This window comes from Alkalibacterium sp. s-m-28, from assembly GCF_054658175.1.
Genome location: NZ_BAAGIQ010000162.1, coordinates 1 through 2,596, shown reverse-complemented (window position 1 = coordinate 2,596; position 2,596 = coordinate 1). Strand labels below are relative to the sequence as shown.

The 2,596-nt window shown below is 41.9% G+C and carries 1 protein-coding gene and 1 pseudogene; both read right to left on the bottom strand.

What is annotated here, in order from left to right:
• Positions 1 to 90: 90 nt before the first annotated feature.
• Entirely contained in the window at positions 91 to 924 is an 834-nt protein-coding gene (locus ACYQ4S_RS11555; RefSeq protein WP_346024215.1) for a shikimate dehydrogenase family protein, read from the bottom strand.
• Between the two features lie 326 nt (positions 925 to 1,250).
• A pseudogene (locus ACYQ4S_RS11550) lies at positions 1,251 to 2,474 on the bottom strand (IS1380 family transposase); the annotation flags it as partial.
• Between the last annotated feature and the right edge of the window lie 122 nt (positions 2,475 to 2,596).

Sequence of the window (2,596 nt, the reverse complement as noted above, 5' to 3'; positions counted from 1 at the left end):
TCACCCTTGTGACCTTAACTGAAACCATTCAAGTGTTTGTCAAGGGCAAATGCGGCTCCGATTGGTATAGTCAGTGGGCCTTCACCACCTTTAATTTTTAGTTTTCATAAAAAATTTGACAGTTCCCCACTGGGAAAAGTCCTGAATCAGTTCATCCATTAGGTTCAATGAAATTGAACGGTTCTCCCAGATTTCAACAGATTTGATGGCTTGTCCGATCAGCATCTCGAGACCATTCACTGCAGGCTTGCCAATGGAGCGGGCCTGTTTCAGAAATGCCGTTTCCAGAGGGTTATAAATCAGGTCAATGAAGGCATCGAAGCGTGTGGGCGTTTCGTCCGATACGGGAGAGACGCCTGTGTTGGGATACATGCCGACAGGTGTAGTATTGATAAGATAATCTCCGCTGAAAGCCTCCGAGTCGTCGTAGGTCCGGTATGTGACCATTGAATCAGAGTGGGACTCCTTGATAGTTCTGGAGACTAAGGTAATGTCCTTGACCCCGTGATCCTTCAGATACTGGACGACCATTTTGGATGATCCGCCTGTACCAAGGACAGTGACTGACTTGCCGCTCAAATCCCATTGCCTACGCTCGAACAGTAGGCCGAAACCCTCGTAATCAGTATTATAGCCTTTCAAATAGCCGTCCAGATTACTTATCGTATTCACTACACCTAGTGTTCGTGCAGTCGGGTCGATTTCATCCAGGTAAGGCATGACAGTTTCCTTGTAGGGGATCGTCACGTTTGATCCGCTGATGGACAGGACTTTCAGGCTCTCGATCGCCTGGGGGACCTGACCAGGTGGGCAGGGAAATGTTTTATAAGCCGCGTTGATGGCCACTCGTTTATATATTTCTTTATGCAGCTGAGGAGACAAACTGTGTGTCAGTTTTTCGCCCAGCAGGCCGTAAAATTTCATGTAGGCACCTCGTTTTTTTAAAAGTATACACATATTTACCATAAATTGGCAAACAGATTGAGATTCAGCCGACTCTATCAGCACAAGTAAAGTGTAACATGAGAGTAAAATGATAAAAACAACCTGAATAATTCATAGCTCTATAATTTAAGCTGGTTTCTTGAATAAATTAATCGTTCTTGGAAAAATTGGGAATTTTTCTACAAAATAGTGCGTTCTCGAAGTAGATTTTAACTAAATGATCCTTCTTACGATTCTCTTGTTTGTTTGAAGGCATACTTCTCCCTTGTAGACGATTGATTCAAAAAATTAACGTGATGACTGATTTAAATCCATTGACTGGATCGCCGTAGGCGCTCGAAGACCCTATAGAATTCAGTTTGATACACATGATAACTCGACAATTTTAGATAGGCTCGTCTGCCTGTTTGCACAAGTTTGCCAGCGACTTTAAGGAATGTTAGTCGGATGGAATGAATAGTCATCCCTTGGTTCTTTTTATCAAAGCCGATAGTCTTTAGACAGTTGATGAGGTTGTATGCAAGCAGACTAATCATCATTCTGACATGATTTTCTAAGAAGCGTGGACTGTCTGTTTTATCGAAATAAAAGCCACCTTTCGCTTCTTTGATGAAATTCTCCATTGTCCCTCGCTTGCCGTAAAGAGAGAATATGACTTCAGGTGAGACATTATCGGATAGATTAGTCACAATGAATGCGTGTTGAAAGAGGAGTTCTCCTGCTTCACGGATTGATCGAATACAGACACGACGGGGTTTCGACCATGATTGTGCTTGATAAGGCATTGAAAAATACTGAACTTCCCGATCTTCCCATTTTTGGTTATCTCCGTAAAGAACGGATTGCTCAGCTAATTGACTTAACCTCCGATTGTTCTTTAATCGGATCACATACTGACTTTCATTTTCTTCACAAGACTCATACACCTCTGGTGTTGCGAAGCCGCTGTCCCCACGAACCAATATGTCAGTATTCGGTATGGATTCATTGTAGTGGTGTAACAATGGGTCGATAAAGGCTTTCACCCCTTTAGATGTGTACTGATTACCTGAACGCAGTTCAGCTTTTAAGAAATCTCCAGTCAGTCCGTCAAAGGCAACTAATGGGTGGTAGCCGTAGGTTTGATAATGAGCATTATAATCTGTTTGTTCTTGATGGCCAAAGGTATCTGAATGAGTGGAATCGAGATCAATGATTAACTCGGTGTCATTGCGAATCAAACGCGCTTTATCAATGAGCGACTGATTTAATGAGTGTAATTGACCCACATTTTCCGTGGTGAAACGATCCAGAAACCGTGAAATTGACGATTGTGAGGCTAATTGTTTTCTGCCTAACACCATTTGAAAGACTGGATCCTGTCGTAACAGATTAGCTGACGAGTCTGCCGAATAACCAGCAATCAGTTGCATAATGAGCTGTTCTAATATCGCTAAATTATCATGCGTGTAGTAAGCACGGTTATCTTTAATGTCCAGAAGTGATTTTGCCAAATCAGAAAACTTGAAGGTATCCATTACTTCTTTAACTCAAGTTTTGCAGTTAAAAAATAGCCTTTGACCCTTGGTGTCATTGACTTGGTACCGATTATTATGCCGCTTTTGATATTTGATTCAGCTGATTTTCTTTTAAAAATGGCTTGAAGAGTTCC

Coding starts and splice junctions, on each gene's coding strand:
- ACYQ4S_RS11555 (WP_346024215.1), bottom strand. CDS start 924: ATGAAATTTTACGGCCTGCTGGGCGAAAAACTGACACACAGTTTGTCT.